This is a genomic window from Flavobacterium sp. LS1P28 (assembly GCF_003970335.1).
Classification (GTDB): domain Bacteria; phylum Bacteroidota; class Bacteroidia; order Flavobacteriales; family Flavobacteriaceae; genus Flavobacterium.
The window spans coordinates 18562-37632 of sequence record NZ_RYDI01000024.1 but is presented as its reverse complement, the minus strand read 5'-3'; the positions used below and the strand labels follow the sequence as shown (position 1 = coordinate 37632).

Sequence of the window (19071 nt, the reverse complement as noted above, 5' to 3'; positions counted from 1 at the left end):
CGCTCAAAAATGACTCTTAAAATACAGATTTACAATAATTTCAAAGAACTTGTTTTATTTTTTAGTGGACACTAGTGGCACTTGATTTAAAAAAACTAGCGTTTTGACCAATCACACGCATACTGTTATTAAAAATAGCTGTCCCACCACCATTGATACTCGTCATAAAAAAAGATTGTCCTGAAGCTATTTTCCCGTCTGGCTTAGTATTATTAACGCCTGAATTAGTTGCAGCACTCGTACCAACGCCTCCCAATAAGTTATACACCGCATAATCATCTGAAGTATACACGTTCTTATTAATAGCCGTATTGTGTGTCCAGAGATAAATAGTTCCATCCATAGTTTCTTTGTTTGCAATTATAAACAAATCTGCGTTAATCGCTGAAGGATACGGATTGCCAATCAAATTTGACGTACCTGTGGCCGCAATTGGCACTGACACCAACCCATTATTGGGAACTCCCGCAAAAATAGCTTCATAATTTGCTGCACTCGTTTCTGAAAAAGTTTTCGGACCACGAATAATATATCCTTTACCAACTGACATTACGTTTGTTGAAATCTCATTAGCCCATGAATTCCTTGAAGCATCAAAGGAATAAAACTTATCCCAATGCGTATCAGGAGAAACATCAATCAGTTTTTGATTTAAAACAGGCGAAGACCAATAGGTATAATCTGTGAGGAGAATGGGCGTTGTTTTTCTTTTTAATTGAATCACTCCGGAATTACTTACCTGATCTTCATATTGATACAATGCCGCATTGTTTTCTAAAATTAATGTGCCTGAACCAGAATAATCGAAAACCAATCCTAACGTATTTCCTGCCGGAATTGTAACCGTGTTCCCTGCACTAATGAAACAAGAACAGGAGTTTACTGTTGTAAATGAGGGGTGATTTCCCTGAAAAAGCAGTGTCTTTTCAGCAGATGGTATTCCATTATTCCAGGAACTCCCATTCCAAACGGAGCTATTGGAACAGAGTTTAATTCGGGCTATTCGATGTTTAGTTACACCTGAAACCGAATTGAAGTTTCCTCCAATAAGCACTTTATTATTGGGAGTAAAACAAATACTAAACAACGTATTATTCAAATTTACCGAAAATGTCGTGTCAACATCTCCCGTTGCTAGCAACCGAACCATTCGCCTCACAACTGTCCCGTTGTATGTACCGGAGAACGTTCCGCCAATTAATAAGCGATCATCGGGCTGGACTAAAACTGCTCTAATTTCTCCATTACTAAATCCCAATCCCGTTGCAAAAGTGGTATCTAAACTCCCATCACTGTTCAATCGCAACACTCTTTTTGCGGAAACGCCTTTATATGTTGTAAATGTCCCACCAACAATCAGTTTATTATCTGATTGTAGTGCTATCGCATACACATTTTTGTCAAAACCAGTTCCTATAGAAAATCCAGGATCTATGCTTCCATCCGCATTCAGGCGAACCATCCGATTATACGAAATCCCATTAAAAAAAGAAAACTGGCCGCCTAAAACAATTTTTCCATCGGGTTGCAATAAAATATTTTCTACGATAGCATCAGCTCCAGAACCGGTATTAAAACTGGTGTCTAAAGTTCCATCGGGTAATAATCGAGCGATTCTATTCTTCAAAACCCCATTGTAACTTGTGAAATTTCCACCGACAATTATTTTTCCATCAGGTTGTACCGCCAAAGCATACACCTGATTGTTAAATCCGGTTCCAATAGAGAAAACCGCATCAATGTCTCCATTTGCCAGAACCCTGGCAATCCTGTTCCTTACGACACCATTATAATATGTAAAAACACCTGCAATAACAACTTTGCCATCCGGTTGTACAATAGCGGTTTTTATAGAATTATTGGCTCCAGCACCAGAATTATTAAAAGAAACATCAATTGCTCCGTCTTCTGATAACCTTGCAATTCGGTTGCACATCGTTCCGTTGAATTTGGTGAAATTTCCAAAAACCATCGTTTTATTATCTGATAACGCATTTACTTTTAAAACAGAATTATCAAAACCAACTCCAGCAGTAAGATATCCAATGTCTAAAGCGCCAAAGGCATCAATTCGCGCCAAACGTCCTTGATTTTGGGAATCAAAAATAGAAAACGACCCACTAACGTACCAAGAACCATCAGATGCAGTAGCTAAATCAAGAACGGATGCCGAAAACGGGCCTGCCCCAATATCAAAGGCAGGATTAATAACTCCATTTGCTTCCAGTAAAACTAATCTATTAACAGCTGTTCCATTATAAGTCCCCGTAAAAGATCCCCCAACCAAAACACCTCCAGCCGGATTTAGTTTCACAACCGCTACAACACCCCCACTAAACCCTGAGCCAGTGCTAAAAGTAGCGTCAAGCGAGCCATCACTATTCAAACGAATTATTCTACTGGTTTTAACACCATTGAAATTTAAAAAAACACCCCCTACTAAAATTTTCCCATCCGCTTGTGTCGCGAGTGCTGACACATCATCATCAAAACCGGCTCCTTGAACAAAAGTAGCGTCAACAGTCCCATTGCTATTCAATCGAATTATTCTGCCGCAAGCAGTTCCATTAAAGGAAGTAAAAGATCCTCCCAAAATTATTTTACCATCAGCTTGAATTTTGATTTCTTCAACAAGGGAGCCAGCGCCACTACCTATTGCAAAGCCTGTGTCAATATTTCCATTAGGCAAAATTCGAGCTACCCTAGGTGCGGGAACTCCGTTGTAACCGGTAAAACTGCCACAAATTACAATACTACCATCTGATTGCAAATCGCATGAATATATTATATTATTGGTAGTCCCAGCAGAAGAGTTAAAAGTTACATCTCTAGTTCCATCAGCATTTAAACGGATTAGTTTTGCAACATTTACACCGTTAAAGGTTACAAAAGAACCGCCTAAAATAATCTTCCCATCCGGTTGTATTAAGGAACAATATACTTTGCCTTCGATGCCCGAACCTAAATTGAACGAAAGATCTTTGGAACCGTCCGGCAGTAACCTACACAAATATGGAGTTGAAGCCCCATTAAAATTTAAAAAATCACCTCCAACAATTAGTTTCCCATCCGTTTGCAAAACAACAGTTCTTATGGTTCCATCAAAACCGTCGCCTTGCAAACCGTCATCATACGTGTTGAATGCAACATCTGACTTTCCTTGTTGTGAAAAAGCTACATTAATAAAAAGGAAGAAGAAAAAAATAGTAAAGTGTCGTATTTTGATGTCTAAAATTGAATTTCCGGTGTTTGCTTGAGCTCTCCGAAAATTCATGACTGTACTAAAAGATTACGTGCCATATGGGTTGTTTTAAATTGTTGCTTTTTTTGTTGCTTTTTTTGTTGAAATTCATTTGATAAAGAAATATCAGCGATAACTTTATAAAAGTAAATACAATCTTTTGCAATCACAATACCCACATTTAGTGATATTTAAACTAAAAATAACACACTGAATTAGGCTCTTGTTTTTTTCATATGCTTGTCGGTATTCCTCTATTTTTTTTTAAAAATGGACACAGACCCCACAGCTTAGCACCGATTTTCAATATAATGATGCAATCAATTTTTGGAAATTTATGTCAAAAGAAACATTCGGTATTCATTCGGACTAGTACAACCCGTTGGGTACAATTATTAAAAACGTCAGTTCGCATATTTTTTTGTGTAGCAAAACGAAACAAAACTTCTCGATACGCTTCGCATTTGAAGTGACGTGTATCGAGAACCGTTTTTAAAATTAATTGGTAGTTTTGTCCAAAAACAAGAGCAAATCAACATACAAATAGCTTCAAAAAACTATTTAAACAAAAAAAGCCCGCTTTGTTTACACAAAATGGGCTTGGAATGTATTGTTGTATGATGCTTTTAATACACCGTTTTTGTTGTAACTGTCTCTCCATTTTGCAACACTGTTTTTACAATTAGAACTTGCTCACTTGATCCTAAATTTGGGATTACTAATTCAGTGTTATCAACATTTGTTTTTTTATAAATTTGCTTGCCCAGCACATCATAAATAAAAACTTTATCAATAGTTTCTACTGATGAGTTGATTTTTATCTGCTTGTTTTTTACAGATACTAAAACCTGCATCGCGGCAGTATCAAAATCGCCAACTCCTAATGTCCTGTCCGTATAACGCAATACAAAACGATCATTAAAGGTTCCTTTTTCAGTGCTAAAAGTATAAACTGCTTTTTTTAGATCATAAATACTATTGTTACTTTTATCTTCAAGGTAAACATTCTGAGAACTAAAAATCCCATCGACCTCATCAATACCAATTGAAAAACTACCTTGAATTACAGAACTATATCCCAATGGCACAATATCGTTTTCATCAAAAGGTAAAGCCCTTCCTTGTATGGCTAACGTTTCATCGCTAATAACACTATAGAAATCAACAAACTCGTTTCCGTTATAACTTAGTCCGTCAAAAGAAGAATCATACTCATTAGTAGCACCATCCAGATACCCAACCAGTATTTGCTTGAAAGCACCTTCCGTATTGGTAAGGTTTAGCCAAACCCGATGTCTCTCTACTGTATTTGTCTTTTTTGCAGCATTTTTAACTTTAAAAAACTGCGAATTATCCAATATTGCTTCGTTCAAACCTACTCGCATAGAATTATCAAATACAATACTATTTTTTGTTGGAGCAAGTCTGCTACTGGTAAAAAAGGCTTGGCCTGCCGCTATATTACCACTTGGTTTATCACTAACGTTTTGTGATGTTGCACTCCCTGGATTAGTCGCAACCCCTCCCGTAAGATTATAGGTAGCATAATCATTTGATGAATACGCGAACACTCCCGTTCCGGGATTAAAGACAGCTGTTCCTATTGGAGTCATGTGTGTCCAAAAATAAAGCGTCCCATCTAGCACATCACTATTATTATTTATAAACGTATTTGCATTTAATGCTGATGGATATGGATTTCCCAAAAGATACGATCGGTCTGCAATAATTCCGGGAAGCTCTATTTTACCATTGTTTGGTTTTCCTACAAAAGGTGCCTCATAAAATAATGGAGGTGGTGTCGTACCATAATTTGGCCCTCTGATAATATAACCCGTTCCTATTGCCATAACATTCATTGAATCCTCATGATTCCAATTGTCAACAACTGCATCAAATGAATAAAAGTAATCCGAAGGTGTTTTAGGGGAGACATCATACAATTTTTGCCCTGCTACAGGTGAGGACCAATACGTATAATCCGTCTCCCGAGTTATGTTGTTGTTTCGAATATAGGTAATGATTCCTGTATTTACCGCATCATTATTGACTTGTACCAGACTCGAATTGTTTTCGAATGTCAGACTGGTACCCAGAGCTGTATTTACTTTTACGGCATTCGTTATTTTCAAAGCATGGTTTGTTTTGACCAATACCTTAACTCCAGCGTTTACAGTGCAATCGCAGCCTTCTAGGTTTCCAATGGAGGTATAATTACCTGAAAAAACGATGCTTTGTTCAATAGTTGGCGGACCATTTGTCCAAGTCCCATTGAATGAAGCTACCAATGGCAATGGCTTGATTACAACATTAGAGCTCACTGAGGACGTACACGTTCCATTTGAAACTGCAAATGTATAGGTTGTTCCTGCTACCAAACCTCCAACAGTTGTAATTTCTCCCGTTCCCGTTAACCCTGTCAAGCCTGCTGTATTTGGAGTTGCAATAATGGTTCGAGATCCAGTTGCTGGCAAACCGCTTAATGAAACACTTCCAGTTGCTAGTGCACAAGTAGGTTGCGTTATGGCTCCCACAACAGGTATCCCAAGTGCTGAAAATGTGGATGAAAACCGCACACGTGACTGCCCTAAATTTTCATAATATTCTAGCACAAAATTAGTAGCCCCGCTAAGGTAAACCGTAGAGGTTGTTTCTTGGTACGAATGATCGCTCCAGTTATTTATAACATACGTTAGACCTCCGTCTAAACTTAAACGATACCCATCATCACCACCTACTGTAAATGTATAGCATCCTGCCGGTAAGTTTCTATTCATTTTAAATCGTACCGCAAAATTATCAGTATAACTACCACATACATTAGGCCCTGAAAGCGCTCCGTCAACTAAATTTAAATCAAAATTCTCCGTTTGCGTAACATACCCCCTATAGGTAGTTGTAAAAGCATTACTAGGCGGACTCCCATTTGTATTAGCATACACATAACCTAACCAGGAATTATTACCATAAGATATTTGATCTCCTGCAGGTGTACTTACCGTAAAACTACTAAGACTCGTCCCCGTCCCACCAGAAGTAGTTACAGTTATAAATCCAGTTGTGGCTGTAGCTGGTAATTGAGCCGTTATTTGTGTATTGCTATTTACTGTAAATGATGCCGGAATCCCATTAAAATTTACTGCCGTTGTTCCTGTAAAATTTCTTCCTGTAATAATTACTGAAACTCCAGATGCAGCGCAAGCATTGCTTGGTGTAAAACTAGTTATGATAGGGTTTGGTGTCCATGTATAGGTTAAACCATTAAGCGGCAGTTCTCCTGAACCACTACCTGTTCTACAACTAGCGGTATTATTAACCCCTACAGTAGATGTAGGCCAGTTATTAGTTACTAATCTATTATTAAAATCAGTATTATTTAATCCACGTAATCCAACTTGAGCAGTCAGACTACCTGCGTAAGTTGTAGCACAACCACCATAAATTACTTGAATTGTATTTGATGATTCATTCAATCTAATCTGAAAATTGAAGTCACCATTTCTAGCCGTTCTACCCTCATATCGACGCACGTTGGTCCATTGCAATACAAAAACTCTATTGGGTGCGCTTCCTATTGAACTATAAACTATCGGAGAATTAGCACTAAACAGATCCATTCCCAAAGCACTAATTGCACCTTCAAAACCAGTATTTGAAGATATAGGAGTATAACTTGTAGCGGAAGAAAGTGTGGTGCCGAAAGTAATATACCCATTAGAGTTAACAGAACACGTAGTATAATTAATTCCATTAAAATTGAATGAGAATCCAATTTCGATGGTATTCGCGCTTACAAAATCGTCCCAAGGAACAATCGACACACCATTTAAAGCTGCATAGGTACCACTAGCTTGCGAAAAAGAGTAATTTACTACTTGACCATAACCTAAACCAAAACTAAAAAAGAATGCAATTAATAAAAGTAATTTTTTATTCATGTTATGATATTTATTTAAGCATCTTACAGCTAAATCCTTAATTCTTTTAAATACAAAAAATAAGTAAAATCAACTATTCTGGTAATATCGTTCCGTATTTTAAATAAAACCTAATTTAATCGACCAAGCGCAAAATATTCTGTTGAAATACATGTTTTAACTATTAAAAATCTTCTACCATTTCTCTTAAAAAATCATTCACACCATCTTAACTGGCTTTATAACAGTCGCTTTGTTTCAAACCCTAAGCCTTTTTCCTAGCTAAAACAACAAAAAATAAATTCCTGTTTCCCGTCCTGCGACACTTTAAATTTAATATCTTATTTTTGAAATTCTCAATAAGGATTCTTGAACCTATTTAAACCATAAAGAACAAGTACAAAAGCAAAAAAAATGAATCCCATATATACCCTAAAAACAGCCATTCCTAAAATTGAACACTACTGTGCTTATCAGGAACGCTGTCACGAAGAAGTAATACAAAAGCTGTGGAGCATGAAAATGGACTCTGATGAAATCGATACGATTGTAGTGCATCTGATCAGTAGTAATTTCCTGAATGAAAGTCGTTTTGCCTGCAGTTTCGCCAGAGGAAAACACCGCATCAAGTTTTGGGGCAAAATCAGAATTGTCAATGAATTAAAATTCCGAAAAATCACACAATACAATATCAATCTGGCACTCAAAGAAATTACGCATGAGGAATATACCGCAACCTTTGACGGCATTTCCCAAAAACAATGGGAGGCCATCCGGGAAACAAACCGGTTGAAAAAACGAAAAAAATTTTGTGATTATTTGCTCCGAAAAGGCTACGAAAGTAATTTAGTCTACGAAAAAGCAAAAGAACTGGAAAGTTGGAACACGGATGACACGGATAAAACCGATTAACGCTGATTTTTTTTGTTTGCAAAAGAAAAAGCTACTCCAAAACAATTCATTTTAGCCCAAGATTCAGTTCTAAGTCACATTGAAAAAAAACCAAAACCGACAATGGAATTATTTGATTTCATTCAAATGGTATTCCACACAAAAATAAAAATCCGCTTAAATCTGCGGTATCTGCGTGCCATTAAACCTTGACCTTTATAAACAGATCGTACCAATTAACACTGATTACCAAAATTTGTGAAATTAGAGTAATTCGTAGCTACTTTTTTAAAAAGAACACCTCTTATAAATGGCATCCTTATACACTCAAAAGAACACTTACCGCGTTTCCTCCAAAACCAACGGCATTAATCAATACTTTCCTAATCGGTTTTGTTTGTGCTTGCGCTTTTGCAAAAGGGACTCCGATAAAACGATTGTGTTGCAGCATCAAAATAGCGAATTCCATACTCAAAATCCCTGATGCACCAAAGGTGTGACCAATTTTCCATTTATTGGTAGTGAGCAAAGGCAGGCTTTCACCAAAAACTTTCTGTATCGCTTTATATTCGGTCAAATCCCCTTTTACAGTTCCCGGAGCATGCATGACAATCACATCCACTTTGGACAAATCAGTATTTTGAAGTGCCATTTTCATAGATTTCTGGAAACAGGTCGCTTCTGCCGAAATAGAAATACTATGTTCCAGAATTTCTGTAGCGTATCCAATTCCTTCGATGTAGGCTAAGGCGTTTTCTTTTTCCCCAATTTCGAGACAACACACCCCAGCACCTTCACCCAGAATCATGGTGTTTTGCTTTTTTTCTAAATCAAGAGCCCGATTGGGATATTCTTCTGCGCGACTCGAATAAATTTTCAAGGCGCGCATTTGGGCAATCGTAAAATCAGTTAAAGGCGCTTCAGTTCCACCTACTAAAAACTTATCTGCCATTCCCGCTTTTAGCCACGCCACTCCGTTTAACACGGCATGCAACGCAGTAGAACACGTAATAGAATGTGAGATTTCAGGGCCAGAACTTTGCAAATCATGTGCCACCCAAGAGGAAATATTGCCCAAAGTGGTCGTTGGAGAAGCCAATGTTTGTGCTTTTCCTGTTTTTAAATACTCCTGATAATTCTTTTCGAATAAATCCGTGGCACCGCGAGATGAACCAATATTGATTCCAAAAACGTCATTTGAATTCCAGCCTGCATTTTGCATCGCTTGCCGCGAAGCCGACATAGCGTACAAAACCGATTGGTCCAAGGATTTATATTTGTTATCTGACTGTTGCAACTTGCGAATTATTTCAGTAGAATCAGCATCAATTTTGGCTACAAATGTGTTTTTTTGATCCAAAAAATGTTCGGAAAAACAATGATTTTTATCGAGATATTTTTTCCAAATTTCCTCAGGTGCATTTCCTAATGGAGAAAGGGAAGCTATGGCAGTTATGGAGATTGTTGTTGACAAGTTATTTTATTTTTCGCAAAGGTCGCAAAGTTATTTACATTCTGCGTTCAATCTGCTGAAAAATAGCACACCAATGACGCGGATCTGAACCGATAAAAACGGATTTTCTAATCTGCAGCCAAAAAACTAGACTATTTCTAACGCTTTTTCGACCACTTCATACACTTTTTGTAATTGCTCATCGGTAATAACATAAGGCGGTAAGATATAAACGATATTACCAACAGGACGCAGAATCACTCCGTTTTCGATAAAAAAATCATAGAGTTTGTTCCGTAAACTTCCATAATAACTGGCAGCACTTTCGGTTTTTATTTCTAAAGCAAAAATAACGCCCAGCACTCGGGTTGCAGTAACTTTTGGATGATTTTTGATGCGCTCCTGAAAGTTCAGATGCCTTTGATTGACCCGAATTAAATTCGCCTGCATTTCATTCGTTTGCAGCAATTCCAAACTGGCCAAAGCCGCTGCACAACCGGTAGGATTTGCTGTAAATGTATGCCCATGAAACAACGCTTTATTAATATCATCATCATAAAAAGCATCAAATAAATCCTGCGTAAAAGTCGTAATCGCCATCGGAATTGTTCCTCCGGTCAACGCTTTAGACAAACACATCATATCTGGTTTTTCTAATAAATAATCCGTTGCAAACGTTTTTCCCGTTTTTCCAAAGCCCGTCATCACTTCATCTGCAATGGTCATCACATTATTCTGCTGACAAATTCGCATCAGTTTATCTAACGATTCTGGTTCGTACATCACCATTCCTGCAGCTCCCTGAACCAATGGCTCAAAAATAAAACCCGCACAATTATTGTTTTTTATTACATGACGTAAAGCGTTGTAACTTTGCTCTTCCTGCCCTTTAACAGGAACCGGAATCCGAATCACTTCAATCAAAGAATCCTTAAATGCTTCCACAAAAAACGATATTCCACTTGCGGCCATAGCACCAAAAGTGTCTCCGTGAAACGCATTTTCAAAAGCAATTATCACCGTTCTCTTTTCTCCTTTATTGAAAAAATATTGTAGGGCAACTTTAATCGCAATTTCAACAGCCGTAGAACCATTATCGGAAAAGAATATTTTTTGTTGGTTTTTAGGTAAAATTTCCATTAGCTTCTCTGCTACCAAAATAGCTGGTTCGTGAGTGAATCCGCCAAATAATACGTGCTCTAATGTGGTGAGTTGTTTGTAAATCGCATCGGCTATAAATGTATTGGAATGTCCGTACGGATTGACCCACCAAGAGGCAATCGCATCAATATATTCTTTATTGTTTTCGTCCCAAAGCAAAGCGCCTTTCCCTTTTTTGATGGCAATTGGCAACCCTGCCGTTTTGTGTTGGGTATACGGATGCCAAAGATATTGGCGGTCTCTTTCTGTTAAAGTCATTTTAAATAATATATTCCACAAAGATACACAGAGAAAGCAAAAAGTTTCACAAAGATTTTATAAACTCAATAGCTGCTCCCGAAATAAAGCTGCATATTCCTGGATGACATTTTGATCAAAATATGGTTCTTGTGCTATACGTCCAATGCATTTTACAATCGTTTTACTCAGAATTATTTCTTCAGTAGCCTTATTTTCATCGCCCGAAAAAATAATTCCGGCGATTTTAATTTTTCGGTTTTGCAAAGCTTCAATGGTCAATAACGTATGATTGATACTTCCCAGATAATGTCGGGAAACCACAATCACTTTGTAATCGGGCTGAATCAAATCTACAACACAATCCTTAGCGTTTAACGGCACAAAAACACCGCCTGCACCTTCAATAACCAAGTGGTTTTCTGTTTGAGGTTCCCTAATTTTCTTTAAATCAATAACAACTCCATCTCGTTCTGCAGCAAAATGAGGACTTGCAGGCGTTTTTAAGGCATAACCGTTGGGATGAATTACCGTCATTTTATTGGACAAAAACGATTTAATCTTATGACTATCTGAGTTGTCTAAATCCCCCGCTTGAATGGGTTTCCAATAATCAGCTTCTAAAGCTTCTGTTACAATGGCTGACGCGATGGTTTTACCTACATCAGTACCAATTCCTGTGATGAATAGTTTCATAAATTTAGCCTGCGGACAATTCTGATTTTACAGATTATCTCTAATTTTATTTGTTATGTTTTTTATTGTTTGTATGTATAATACGTTTCAATTCTGGATTTTCCCCAAAGCACATTACCAATCCAAGATCAATCTCAGAAGTTTTTGAACATTTCATTCTTTGTATGTAATTCAAGCATTCCGTTTCGGAGTGTAAAACCCCACATCGTTTTGTTCTCTAGAAAACCATGAGGCAAAATAATAGCGGTTCCTTTCCTGATATCGCAATAGGAGATGATGGTGTTTTTTAAAGAGAATTTGTTTCCCTTTTTTGGGTTTGTTTCGAACGACTGTAAAATTAGGGCTTTAATTTTTTTTTAAACAGATGTGTCATATTATTTTTTAGAATTCTTGTATGGATTAGACTAAAAAATGCCAATAAAAATTAAAAAAAATATTTGAGCAGAATTAGTAAACAAAAAGTGTTTTTGTTTTGTCATTTCGACGAAGGAGAAATCACATTCTTGACTTTTATAATGAGACCCCTCCTTTGTCGGAATGACAATTGGACAAAATACTTTGTAAACTAAAATCGTTTATCACCATTGAGTAAACTGCCTAAACCGCCCAATAAACTGCCTTCGTCGCGACTGTTTCCGCCAGCTCTGGGAGCAGATGCGATGATTCTGTCGGCGAGTCGACTGAAAGGCAACGATTGCACGTAAACTGTTCCCGGACCGCGAAGCGTGGCGTAAAATAATCCTTCGCCACCAAAAATAGAATTCTTGATCCCGCCAATAAACTCAATATCGTAATCCACATCTTTGGTAAAACCTACGATGCAACCGGTATCGACTTTTAGGATTTCGCCTGTTGCTAATTCTTTTTTGGCTAATGTTCCGCCGGTATGCACAAACGCCAGACCGTCACCTTCTAATTTTTGCATGATAAAACCTTCGCCACCAAACAATCCGCGACCGAGTTTTTTAGAGAATTCGATTCCAACAGAAACGCCTTTAGCGGCGCAGAGAAAGGCATCTTTCTGGCAAATAAATTTGCCGGCAAATTGCGTTAAGTCAATTGGGATTATTTTCCCTGGATACGGTGAGGCAAAGGAAACTTTGCTTTTGATAGTATTTTGATTGATGAACGCGGTCATAAAAAGACTTTCGCCGGTCAATACTCTTTTTCCGGCACTTAAAAGTTTGCCGAACAATCCGTTTTCTTGTCCGGAACCGTCTCCAAAAATAGTTTCCATTTGGATATTATTGTCCATCATCATAAAACTTCCCGCTTCGGCAATTACAATTTCCTGTGGGTCTAATTCTATTTCCACATATTGCATTTCCTCGCCGTAAATGTGGTAGTCTATTTCGTGTGCTTGCATGATTTCTGTACTTTAAGTTTTTGTTTAAAAGATTTTTACCATTAAGAAATTAAGTTTCATTTAGAATCAGAGCTTAATTTTTCTTAATTACTTAATGGTTTAAAATATTTTTTGTTTTAAATAAGTCGGTAGTATGATTAAAAAGTTACAGCTTTACCATGGATTTTGGAATTGATGTTTTGGAATTGTAGATTTTCTCGTTGAAGTGCGCAAGGGATTACTTCACCGTACATTTATTTTTATAGGAGTTCAGTGAATTTCATTTGCAGCGAATAGCCCGACGCAGCCGGAGTTTACGGAGGCTGGGTAGCGCCCAAAAAAAATCGGTTCACATTGCTGTAAACCGATTTCCTTATACGTTTTTGAGGAATTAACTGTTCATTAATTCTTCAATTTCGTCTACTTCAATTGGGATGTTGCGCATCATGTTGAATGGTTCGCCGCTTTCCTGAACGATAATATTATCCTCCAGACGGATTCCGAAACCTTCGGCAGGAATGTAGATTCCAGGCTCTACGGTAAAAACCATATTCGCTTGCATGGGTTCGGTGAGGATTCCATAATCGTGCGTGTCCAACCCCATGTGGTGTGATGTTCCGTGCATGAAATATTTTTTGTAAGCGGGCCATTCCGGTTTTTCGTTTTGCACATCGGCTGTGTCAATAAGACCCAAACCTAGCAATTCTGAAGTCATTAATTTCCCAACTTCGATATGGTATTGTTTCCAAAGTGTACCTGTTGTCAGCATTTTAGTCGCTTCATTTTTTACGCGTAAAACGGCATTATACACTTCTTTTTGTCTTTTGGTATACGTTCCTGAAACCGGAATGGTACGCGTCATGTCACTGGAATAATTGGCATATTCAGCCGCAACATCCAGCAAAATCAAATCACCAGCTTTGCATTGTTGATTGTTCTCTATGTAATGCAATACATTAGCATTATTTCCGGAAGCAATAATTGGCGTATAGGCAAAACCTCTGGAACGGTTGCGAATGAATTCGTGAATTAGCTCGGCTTCAATTTCGTATTCGGTTACATTTGGTTTCACGAAAGGCAATATTCTTCTAAAACCGAGTTCCGTAATAGTACATGCTTTTTGGATTAAATCCAATTCTTCGGTTTCTTTTACAGAACGAAGGCGTTGCAATATTGGGTTACTTTTTGCAACAGCATGTGCCGGATATTTGTCTTTCCACCATTTTACAAAACGGGCTTCACGAGTTTCGGTTTCTACAGTAGCGCGGTAATGCTCGTTGGTATTGATGTAAATCGTGTCAGCGTGCGTCATCATCTCAAATAAGACTTTTTCAAATTCCTGCAACCAATACACAGTTCTGATTCCTGTTACTTCAAAAGCACGCTCTTTAGTCAGTTTTTCGCCTTCCCAAATCGCAATGTGCTCACTGGTTTCTTTCAAGAATACCATTTCTCTTTGGTGCTCGTAAGGCGCATCCGGGAAAAGCAATAAAATACTTTCTTCCTGATCTACTCCGCTCAGATAAAAGATGTCGCGGTGTTGTGCAAATGGCAACGTACTATCTGCCGAAACGGGATAAATATCATTAGAATTAAAAATAGCAACGCTTTTTGGCTTCATCTGAGCCATGAACTTTGCTCTGTTTTTTATAAATAAATCACTGTCAATTTGATGGTATTTCATGTGTTGATTTTTATTGTTTTTTATGGATCATGTGTAGTTCACAGAGCGTTAGGATTCGTATTGATACCATTTCTGGCTACGCTCATTTTATAACAATTTGTTTATAATATTGAATAATCAAAAATACTAACTTTGAGAGAAACGGATGTTAATTACACGATAAAATTTTCAGATAACTATTTTTATGATTAATTTTCCAACTCAAATAAATTTACATGAAAAAAATAGTACTCTTTTCGGCTCTTATTGCACATAGTGTCTCCTGGGGACAAGTTTCTGCCGAAGCGATTCAGCAAGCCTTGGAAGCCAAAAAAACAATGGAAAAACAATCGCTTTTTCAAAATGTTGCTTTCGAAAATGTGGGTCCAACGGTGATGAGCGGAAGAGTGGTAGATGTAGATGTAAACCCCGAAAATCCAACCGAGTTTTATGTGGGCTATGCCTCAGGCGGACTTTGGTACACGAATAATAACGGAATGAGTTTTTTGCCTATTATGGATGCGGCGCCTACACAAAATGTGGGTGATATTGCGATAGACTGGAAACAAGGCACGATTTGGGTAGGAACTGGCGAAGTCAATTCGTCGCGATCGTCTTACGCCGGAATTGGAATTTTAAAATCCGAAGACAAAGGAAAGACTTGGCAAAATATGGGATTGCACGACAGCCATCACATCAGCAGAATTTTGATAAATCCATCAAATCCAGATGAAGTTGTTGTGGGTGCCGTGGGTCATTTGTACTCAAAAAATGAAGAAAGAGGAATTTACAAAACGACTAATGGTGGGAAAACGTGGAGTAAAACCCTTTATATCAATGATGAAACGGGAATTATAGATGTGGCTGTTTCACCAAAAAATTTCAAGATTCAATATGCGGCTTCTTGGAGTAAAGACAGAAAAGCGTGGGATTTTATAGGAAGCGGTGCTACTTCGGGAATTTATAAAAGTGAAGATGCGGGATTGACATGGAAACTTTTCACGAATGCTGAAAGCGGATTTCCGGTTGGAGAAGGCGTTGGAAGGATTGGTTTAGCGGTATATGACGATGAAAATGTGTATGCCATTTTGGACAACCAATTTAAAAGACCGTTACAATCCAAAAAAAGTAATTCGTTACCAATTGCATTTTCTGTTCCGGGAGACGAATTCTTAAAATTACCTAATAAAAGTCTGAACTCTATTTTAAAGAATTACGGTTTAACCGAAAAATACAGAGCCGAAAATATCAAACACTGGGTTCAAAACGGCTATTTGCAACCTAACGAAGCTGCCAAAGTAGTTTTGGATGCTATAAATAGTTTAGCGGAAACAGAAGTTATTGGAGCCGAAGTATACAAATCAAGTAACGGCGGGAAAAACTGGACAAAGACCCATCAAGATTTTATCGATGATTTCTTTTATTCATACGGGTATTATTTCAGTGTTATTTCAGTTGATCCTAACGATGTCAATAAAATTTATTTATCTGGTGTGCCCATTATAAAATCAAATGATGGCGGAAAAACATTCACCTCCATAAGCGAAGAGAATGTTCATGCGGATCATCATGTTGTTTGGGTGAACCCAAATAAATCTGGGCATTTAATCAATGGAAATGATGGCGGTCTAAATATTTCGTATGATGATGGAGCGCACTGGGTGAAAAGTAATTCGCATTCAGTGAGTCAGTTTTATTCAGTAAATGTAGATGAGCAAGAACCGTATAATATTTATGGTGGGATGCAGGATAATGGGGTTTGGGTTGGTCCAAGTGATTATAAATATTCCTCAGAATGGTACCAAACCGGAAAATATCCTTACGAAAATTTGATGGGTGGAGATGGAATGCAGACTCAAATTGACAAAAGGAATCCCAATATTGTTTTTACAGGGTTTCAATTTGGAAATTATTACAGAATTGATCGCGCCACTAACAAGCGGGAGTATATTTCGCCAAAGCCAAAAAAGGACGAAAAGCCCTTTCGATTCAATTGGCAAACGCCTATTTTATTGTCTTCACACAATCAGGATATTTTATACATGGGATCTAATTTCTTGCATCGTTCGATGAATCAAGGGGAAACTTGGACGGCTATTTCGCCGGATTTAACGCAAGGAGCAAAAGAAGGAAATGTTGCTTTTGGAACAATTGCTGTTATCAGTGAAAGTACCTTGCAGTTTGGGTTACTCTATACAGGAAGTGATGATGGATTGATTCATGTTTCGAAAGACGGTGGGGCGACTTGGAACAAGATTTCGGGAAATTTGCCCCAAAACCGCTGGGTTTCCAGAGTCGTGGCTTCGGCACATAAGAAAGAAAGAGTGTATGCGACTTTGAATGGGTATCGAAATGATGATTTTACCAGTTATGTTTATATGTCAGATGATTTTGGTCAAACGTGGAAAAATATCGCCAATAATTTACCTGCAAGTCCTGTGAATGTAATTGTGGAGGATAATGTAAACGAGAATGTTATATATCTGGGAACGGATAACGGTTTGTATGTTTCATTAAATAAAGGAACATCTTGGGATGATTTTTCTAATGGAATTCCAAACGTGGCCGTTCACGATTTAGTGATTCAAAAGAAAGCAAAAGATTTAGTGGTAGGAACTCACGGTCGTTCAATTTATAAAGTCAATTTGGATCAAGTGCAACAACTGAATGATAAAGTTGTAGCGGAAAATCTTCATGTTTTCGAACTTAAAAAGATAAAAAAAACAAAAGAATGGGGCAACAGCTGGAGTTCTTGGGCTAAGGCTTCAGAGCCAAAAGCGGAGATTTGGTTTTATTCGAATGGAGATGCAGAAGTGCTTTTGCAAATTGAGAACAGCTTGAAAGAAGTGGTTTATTCTCAGAAAGTGAAGGCTGTAAAAGGATTGAACAAACACGTATATGATCTTTCCATAACCAAAGCAATTGCTGATAATTGGAAAAATAAAGACAAAAAATTAAAATTGGAACCAGCCAAAAACGGCAACTATTACCTTCCAATTTCGGTGAATAAAATAAGCATTCAAAAAGGAAAAGAGAAAGTGGTTACTGATCTTGAAATTATCGAATCAAAATAAACAGTCCTTTTATTTTAAAAACAAAAAACACGATTTCAGATGAAATCGTGTTTTTTTTATAGTTGTTGTTCTGTTTAAAACTGTGCCGCTTCTGTAGAATCTTTCATTGCGGTTGTAGAAGATTTCCCAATTGTTACAGTATTTTGTACCGCATCAAAATAAGATGTTCCTACGAAACCTTGGTGTTTTACCGCTTTGAAACCGTGTTTTTGCAAAGCAAACTCTCTTTCCTGCAATTCAGAATATCCTGCCATTCCTCTTTCTTTGTAGGCTTTAGACAATTCGAACATGCTGGTATTTAGTGCATGGAATCCAGCTAAAGTGATGAATTGGAATTTGTATCCCATTGCCGCAAGATCTTCGCGGAATGTTTCCATTTCAGCAACGGATAATTTTGCAGCCCAGTTGAAAGAAGGCGAACAGTTGTAAGCCAACATTTTTCCTGGGAATTTTGCGTGAATTCCTTCAGCAAATTTTCTAGCGTAATTCAGATCCGGATTGCTAGTTTCCATCCAAATTAAATCAGCGTAAGGCGCATAGCTCAATCCTCTGTCAATTCCTTGCTCCACACCACAATTTACATAGAAAAAGCCTTCTCCTGTTTTTTCGCCTGTGATGAATTTAGCGTCTCGTGGGTCAATATCGCTAGTCAATAAGTTGGCTGCATCCGCATCGGTACGTGCCACAACAATTGTTGGCGTTCCCATTACGTCAGCTGCTAAACGAGCCGCAATCAATTTATTGATGGCTTCTTGCGTAGGAACCAATACTTTTCCACCCAAGTGACCGCATTTTTTAGCAGAACTCAATTGATCTTCAAAGTGAACTCCGGCTGCTCCCGCTTCAATCATCGCTTTCATTAATTCAAAAGCATTTAGGTTTCCTCCGAAACCGGCTTCGGCGTCAGCCACAATAGGAACTAAATATTCTTTTTTGTCTGCAGTCCCGTTAACCACTTGTATTTGATCTGCTCTCAATAAAGCGTTATTGATACGTTTTACAACCAATGGAACACTGTTAGCAGGATATAAAGATTGGTCAGGATACATTTCGCCGGCTACGTTTGCATCAGCAGCAACTTGCCATCCGCTCAAATAAATGGCGTCTAATCCTGCTTCTACTTCTTGAATGGCTTGGTTTCCGGTAAGCGCGCCAAGTCCGGCTACAAAATCCTGAGCATTTAGTTTATTCCATAAAGTATTCGCTCCAATTCTGGCTACGCTATGTTCTATTTGATACGAACCTTGCAATTTCACCACTTCTTCAGCAGTATATGGTCGCTCAATGCCATTCCATCTTGGGTTTGTAATCCAGTCGGTAACTAATTCTTGAATTCTTGTTTCTGTAGTTTTCATAGTGTTTATAAAGGTTTAATGGTGTTTAATGATTTTTT

General features: G+C 37.8%; 10 protein-coding genes. 2 read left to right on the top strand and 8 right to left on the bottom strand.

Going from position 1 to position 19071, the window contains the following annotated elements:
* Nucleotides 1-61 precede the first annotated feature (61 nt).
* A complete protein-coding gene (locus EKL97_RS14305) occupies nucleotides 62-3274 on the bottom strand; it encodes a calcium-binding protein (protein WP_126569157.1) in 3213 nt (1070 codons plus the stop codon).
* A 593-nt stretch (nucleotides 3275-3867) separates the two neighbouring features.
* Nucleotides 3868-7179, bottom strand: coding sequence for a T9SS sorting signal type C domain-containing protein (locus EKL97_RS14300; RefSeq protein WP_126569156.1), 3312 nt, complete (start codon nucleotides 7177-7179; stop codon nucleotides 3868-3870).
* A gap of 393 nt (nucleotides 7180-7572) precedes the next feature.
* Here EKL97_RS14300 and EKL97_RS14295 point away from each other — a divergent pair, with 393 nt between their 5' ends.
* Nucleotides 7573-8070, top strand: a complete 498-nt coding sequence (locus EKL97_RS14295; RefSeq protein WP_126569155.1) for a regulatory protein RecX — start codon at nucleotides 7573-7575, stop codon at nucleotides 8068-8070.
* 298 nt (nucleotides 8071-8368) lie between these two features.
* Here EKL97_RS14295 and EKL97_RS14290 read toward each other — a convergent pair whose 3' ends face one another.
* The 5 genes from EKL97_RS14290 to EKL97_RS14270 all read right to left on the bottom strand — a co-directional run bounded on the left by EKL97_RS14290 (nucleotide 8369) and on the right by EKL97_RS14270 (nucleotide 14625).
* Nucleotides 8369-9523 (bottom strand): beta-ketoacyl synthase N-terminal-like domain-containing protein, encoded by a 1155-nt coding sequence (locus EKL97_RS14290; protein WP_126569154.1) that lies wholly within the window; start codon nucleotides 9521-9523, stop codon nucleotides 8369-8371.
* A gap of 126 nt (nucleotides 9524-9649) precedes the next feature.
* The gene (gene bioA, locus EKL97_RS14285; protein WP_126564382.1) at nucleotides 9650-10921 is read right to left on the bottom strand and encodes an adenosylmethionine--8-amino-7-oxononanoate transaminase; all 1272 of its coding nucleotides are present in this window, start codon (nucleotides 10919-10921) and stop codon (nucleotides 9650-9652) included.
* Nucleotides 10922-10978: 57 nt separating this feature from the next.
* Complete coding sequence (gene bioD, locus EKL97_RS14280) at nucleotides 10979-11596, bottom strand: dethiobiotin synthase (protein WP_126561282.1); 618 nt, start codon at nucleotides 11594-11596, stop codon at nucleotides 10979-10981.
* Between the two features lie 565 nt (nucleotides 11597-12161).
* Nucleotides 12162-12962: a TIGR00266 family protein gene (locus EKL97_RS14275; RefSeq protein WP_126569153.1), complete on the bottom strand. Its 801-nt coding sequence runs from the start codon at nucleotides 12960-12962 to the stop codon at nucleotides 12162-12164.
* 370 nt (nucleotides 12963-13332) lie between these two features.
* Nucleotides 13333-14625 carry an aminopeptidase P family protein gene (locus EKL97_RS14270; RefSeq protein WP_126553033.1) on the bottom strand — a complete coding sequence of 431 codons (1293 nt, stop codon included), beginning with the start codon at nucleotides 14623-14625 and terminating at the stop codon, nucleotides 13333-13335.
* A gap of 215 nt (nucleotides 14626-14840) precedes the next feature.
* Here EKL97_RS14270 and EKL97_RS14265 point away from each other — a divergent pair, with 215 nt between their 5' ends.
* Nucleotides 14841-17678: a WD40/YVTN/BNR-like repeat-containing protein gene (locus EKL97_RS14265; RefSeq protein WP_126569152.1), complete on the top strand. Its 2838-nt coding sequence runs from the start codon at nucleotides 14841-14843 to the stop codon at nucleotides 17676-17678.
* Nucleotides 17679-17752: 74 nt separating this feature from the next.
* Here the strand turns inward: EKL97_RS14265 and aceA are convergent, their stop codons facing one another.
* Entirely contained in the window at nucleotides 17753-19033 is a 1281-nt protein-coding gene (aceA, locus tag EKL97_RS14260; RefSeq protein ID WP_126569151.1) for an isocitrate lyase, read from the bottom strand.
* Nucleotides 19034-19071: the final 38 nt, after the last annotated feature.